At 62.0% G+C, this 6,071-nt stretch carries 2 protein-coding genes; both read left to right on the forward strand.

Annotated features, from left to right (window positions below; translation table 11 throughout):
- The first annotated feature begins 727 nt into the window (after positions 1–727).
- Positions 728–1,354: a hypothetical protein gene (locus tag FJ222_11610; protein ID MBM4165069.1), complete on the forward strand. Its 627-nt coding sequence runs from the start codon at positions 728–730 to the stop codon at positions 1,352–1,354.
- Between the two features lie 17 nt (positions 1,355–1,371).
- A partial coding sequence (locus FJ222_11615) for a tandem-95 repeat protein (GenBank protein ID MBM4165070.1) occupies positions 1,372–6,071 on the forward strand: 4,700 nt, incomplete at its 3' end.

Consider the following 6,071-nt stretch of genomic DNA (forward strand, 5'->3'; position numbering starts at 1 on the left):
CAACCTCTTTTCCGCGCTTTTCGAGACACGGAACCGGATTCGCACGGCCCCGTGACGCCACCACTGGGCAACGGCCCCGCAGCCCCGCTACCATTAAAAAAGGGGTTGCCCCCCGCATCGTGCATTCCAACGATGCGTTCGGCTCTTTCATCTTCACGCTCCACGGATGTGGAGGCGGGGGCGGGGAGCGGACGCAGGGAGCGCCCGAGAAGTTGGCACTCTCAAGTAAAAAAGGGGTTGACATTTACCCCACCCCCCCGCATAATGCATTCCGAACAATGCGTTCGGCTCTTTCATCTTCACGCTCCACGGATGTGGAGGCGGGGGCGGGGAGCGGACGCAGGGAGCGCCCGAGAAGTTGGCACTCTCAAGTGAAGTATCAGGGCTGCAGAAAGGTGCTTGCATGCTCTGTAAGCCATTTGCCTGGATAGTCGTTTGTCTGATCGGCGTTGTTGCCGTCGGCCTGTGGTTTCTGCTCTCAAGAGGCGCCTGTCCTGAAAGTCACGGCCGGGCTGTTTCGCAAGGTGAGGTTCACGACACGGTTCCGCCTGCTGTGCCTGCAGAAGTTGTTCCTGTTTCGCACCTTTCTCCGGAACAGACACCCCCCCCGCTCCCAACTCCGACTGCCGATGTTCCGTTCGAGCCACCTTCGGCGACAACGCCTGAACCTTTGCCGCCTGTCCCTGTAACACCTGGCGCCGTGGCGGAGCGGACAGTGGATCCAGCCGTGGCGCGCCTTGTTGATGCCTCCATTCCCCTGGAAACGAGATCGTCCGAGGTCGAACAGCTCGGCAAGCGCGGCGACGCGAACGCGGTTCGGACCCTGATGCAACTGGGCGATACGGAAGACTACCTGAACTACAAGGCCGTTGAGGTGCTGGGTAGTGTGAAGACCCCCGAAGTAGCCCGTTATCTGGAAGGGAAACTGGGCGCCGCCGATCCGAAAATTGCCGCGTATGCCATGCAAAGCCTGGCCCAGATAGAGGGCGCGGAGGCCATCCCGGCGATCGCCGCCGCGATTGCCGCGAACCGCCAGCGGCCGGATGGCTTCCAGGACACGGTCTGCGCCGCGGGCGTCAAGGCGCTGGGGGAGATCGGGTCGGCCAAGGCGATCCCGGCGCTGGCGGAAGAGTTCGAGAAGGCCGTCGGAAAGACCCTCCTGCACGAGTATGGCTCGCAGGTGGTGGCGGCGATCAAGGCCATCGGCGACGCCTCGGGCGCGCCGGTCTTGAAGGATTACCTGGTCCGCCTGGAAAAGGAGCATGCCGCCATGGCGGACAACCCGATGGGGCAACGGTATTTGGAAGGCAAGATCAAGGAGACAAACGAAGCGCTGGCGTCGTTGCTTGAGTGATTACAAAAGGAGAAACAATGAGCACCATCACACGTATGCGCAGGATGATCGGGATCGCCGTTCTCACGGGAATGGCGGCCGGTGGGTCGGCATGGGCGGGGGCGGTAACCGGCGTCAGTGCCATCGGTGCGGGGGATTATCAATCCTTGTTGGTCATGGCCGACGGCACTGTTTTGGCTTGTGGACAGAATGACTATGGCCAGATCGGCGATGGGACGAGCGGCACCAACCGGTACACGCTGGTTCAGACTGTGGGGCTCTCAGGGGTCACCAACATCGCCGGGGGCGGGTCCCACACGGTCGCGCTGAAGAGTAACGGATCGGTCTGGACGTGGGGGCAGAATTGGTATGGTCAACTTGGGACCGGGACGGTCCACAGAACGGTCCCGGTGCAAGTTTCCGGACTTTCATCCGGCGTCAGCGCCATCGACGCGGGATCTTCTCACTCGGTCGCACTGAAGTCCAATGGCGCGGTTTGGGCTTGGGGTAACAATGGCAGTGGCCGGCTTGGAGACGGGACCACGACCACCCGGTGGACTCCCGTGCAGGTTTCCGGGCTCTCCTCCGGCGTCACCGCCATCGCCGCAGGAGATTCTCATACGGTCGCACTGAAGGCCGACGGCTCGGTCTGGGCATGGGGTTACAATGTCTATGGTCAGCTCGGGAACGGAACGAACACGGCCAGTTATGTTCCCGTACAGGTTTCCGGACTTTCCTCCGGCGTCACCGCCATCGCGGCGGGGGGTAATCACAACGTCGCCCTGAAGGATGACGGCACGCTCTGGGCGTGGGGCTTCAATATGTATGGTCAGCTCGGAGACGGTACCAACATAAATCGGCGAACTCCTGTGCAGGTCTCCGTGCTGACCAACGGCGTCACGGCCATCGCTGCGGGGAACACTCACACTCTGGCGCTGAAAGCCGATGGCTCGCTATGGGCATGGGGCGACAACGCCTGGTACCAACTCGGAGACGGCTCGACGACAACCCGGCGAACTCCCGTGCAGGTTTCCGGGATCACCGGTGTTGGCGCCATCGCCGCGGGGACGTGGCACACCTTGGCGCTGAAGTCCGACAGCACGGTCTGGGTGTGGGGTTTCAACAGCGCCGGCCAGCTTGGAAACGGCACCACGACAAGCACGAACAGGCCGACACAGATGCAAATCGCGGAAAACAATCCGCCAATTGCCTATGATTTCCGGGTGTTCTGTCTTCCGAACACGACGGTGACAAACCCGCCTGCGTATTCAGATGTTGATGCGGGTGGAACCTGGACGGCGGTGGTGGTGTCCAACGCGGCGCACGGGACGGTCACCGGCGGAGCGAACCTCATCTACACGCCGAACCCCGGTTATCAGGGGGAGGACTCGTTTAAGTATCTTGTGAACGATGGGGAGACCAATTCCAATGTCGCCACAGGGCGTGTCATGGTGCGCGCACACGGGGATCCTGCCGGGATGCTGGTGGACATCGTGGTCAACGCGACGCTTTACACGGCGCTGAGCAACGAGGTCCAACGGCTCCGGTCCGATCTCACCAACGAGGGTTACACGGCGATCATCACCCCGCTCGCGTCGGGCACCTCGGCGCAGGCGTTATGGACGCACCTGAATTCGGTCAATCAGACGAATCCGCTGGTCGGCGCGCTGCTGGTCGGCAATGTCGCCAAGTACGCCCCCGGCGGCAAGTACAGCGATATGTTCTACTGGAACATGCGGGCGTGGCAATCCAGCGGGCATGTGAGTGTTCACGACATCTGGGTTGGACGGATTACGATCACCGACTACACCTATGGATCCGAGATAGAGCTGGTGAGGCGCGCGCTTGAAGCAAACCACTACTATCGCACCGGACAATCCCGGTTGCCGCATTCCGCATACGTTCATGTTGGAAGCGACTGGGGCGGCGATGCGCAGGCCCAGGCGGAAGCGAATACGGCAACCCAGGTGTGGAAGAACGCGTACGTTGACCCCAGAAGTGACAGTACTCTCAACGGAGTCGATGGCAGTGACCTGATCTGTGAACTCTCTCATGGCCTTGAAGACCACTATAACGCCGGGATGAACATCGGCAAAGTGCATCTGAACCTGGTGCAGTCCCGTGCCATGTTTTGCAGTTCCTGTAGAGCGGGATATCCCAATGGGGTGGTGAATCACCAGTTGTTCAGCCGAAGGGGCGGCAATATTTTCAGTTTGGGCGGTTCAACCGACATCGGTGGCGGCAACTACTCCATCTTTAACATAAACCCGATGTGGGACTCCTCTGGTGACAGGGCCCGGTTTGTTTCCTCAATGGCGGCTGGCGAACAATGGGGGACAGCCCTGCTCCAGAACTTTCCGATTGCCGACGAGGACTGGGATACCGGGGTTTCGGTTTCCATTTTTTATGGCGACCTCTCCATGCGGCCTCTGACGACGCCCTCCAACGCGATGCCGGTGGTGACGAGTCTTGCGGTTGACATGAGCCCTGCCGCGCTGGGCGTCCCGGCGACCTTCTCAATATCGGTTGTCGATCCGGACGGCGCTGGCGAGAAGAGCCCGCACGTTCCCTTCCGTCATCAGGTCGAATGGTTTGTGAACGGCTACGACTATGGGCGGAACAATCCGACCTACACCACGGACGATTCCCAAGGCTCGGGCTGGACCAATCAGGCGCACAGCTACACCACGCCCGGCGTGTACACGGTCCGCGCCCTGGTGATGGACGAGTGGCGCGCGGTGGCCTGGAAGGAGACGACGGTGGCCGCGACGGAAGAGGCGACAGTGGCCTACGATTTCTTTGAGGGCGGCGTCGCAAGCGCCGGCTGGAATACGGCGTGGATTAACAAGGTCAATATGACGATCGCCAACGATTCAGCCAACGCATACGAAGGCGCCTTCGCGATGAATGTGAAGAACGCGGGCACAGCCACGCGCGGGTTGAACATGACGGGTGTGACCGGCGCGAAGATCCGGTTTCATTGGAAAGCCAAGAACTTCGATGCCGGCGAGACCGCGAAGCTGGAAGTCTATGACGGCGCCTGGCACACCGTGTTTACGGTGAATGACGGCCAGGACAACAATGTGTATCAGGCGGCCGAGATAGACCTCTCGTCCTTTGCCATGGTGTCCAATTTCCAGATCAGGTTTTCCACCCAGTGCAACGCCAATGATGAGATTCTCTATATTGACAGTCTGCGTGTGCTGTCCGGCGGCGTTGGCAATAGCGCGCCGAGTTGCGCGCTGACCGCGCCGACGAACGGGGCGACGTTCACCGCACCGGCCACGATTGCGCTCACGGCCACGGCCTCGGACACGGACGGCACGATCACCAACGTCGCGTTCTTCAACGGCGCGACGAAACTGGGCGAGGACACGACCAGTCCGTATGCCTTCACCTGGACCAACGTCGCGGTGGGGGCCTACACGCTGACGGCGAAGGCGACGGACAATGACGGCGCGGTCACGACCTCGGCGGGGGTGGACATCACGGTCACGACGGCGGGGTCCAACCAGCCGCCTGTCATTACTGAAGGCGCGAGCGTGCCGGTGACCATGAGCGAGGATGGCGCGCCCACGCCCTTCAGCCTCACGCTCCACGCGACAGATGAGAACGGCGATCCGCTGACATGGTCCATCACGACGGCAGCCGCGCACGGCACGGCCACGGCGAGCGGCACCGGCACGAGCAAGGTCATTGGCTACACACCGGATGCCAACTACAACGGCAGCGATAGTTTCGTGGTGCAGGTCTCTGACGGACGGGGCGGCACAGACACGATCACCGTGAATGTGACGATCCAGGCAGTCAACGACGCGCCGATCTGCACATGGATCGTGCCGGAGGACGGCGATATCTTTACCGCGCCGGCCTCGATTAACCTTGTCGGCGAGGCCTCGGACATTGACGGCACGATCACCAACGTCGCGCTCTTCAACGGCGCGACCAAACTCAGCGAGAGCGGGTCAAGCCCGTGTTCTTACAACTGGGTGAACATCGGGGTGGGAGGCTACACGCTGATCCTCAGGGCGACCGACAATAACGGGGCGACCACGACCTCGGAGGTGAACATCACCGTAATACCCCCGACCTACACCGTGGACTACGACGCCAACGGCGCGACCGGCGGCTCCGTACCCGAGTCGCAGACCAAGACCAACGGCGTGGCGCTCACGCTGGCCTGTAACTGCGGCAACCTGGTCAGGACTGGCTACACTTTCGCGGGCTGGAACACCGCCGCCAACGGCAGCGGCGCGAGCTACGCCGAGGGCGCGAGCTACACCGCCGAGGCGGACGTGACGCTCTATGCCAGGTGGAACCAGAATCCGACCTGCGCGCTGACCGCGCCGGCGAACGGGGCGAGCTTCACCGCGCCGGCTTCGATCACGCTCACCGCCAACGCCTCGGACACGGACGGCACGGTCGCCAAAGTGGAATTCTTCAATGGCGCCACCAAACTGGGCGAGGATACGACCAGCCCGTACCAGTACGACTGGACCGGAGTTGTGGCGGGGGCCTACACGCTGACGGCGAAGGCGACCGACAATGGCGGCGCGGTCACGACCTCGGCGGGGGTGAATGTCACGGTCAGCGGAGCAGGGGGAGGCGTGTCGGCCACGGGCGGTACGGTGACGAACTACACGCTGAACGGGACGAACTGGACCGCGCACATCTTCACGAATAGCGGGACGTTCACGGTCACGAGCGGCGGCAATGTGGAATACCTGATTGTCGGCGG

Source organism: Lentisphaerota bacterium, assembly GCA_016873675.1.
Classification (GTDB): Bacteria; Verrucomicrobiota; Kiritimatiellia; order RFP12; family JAAYNR01; genus VGWG01.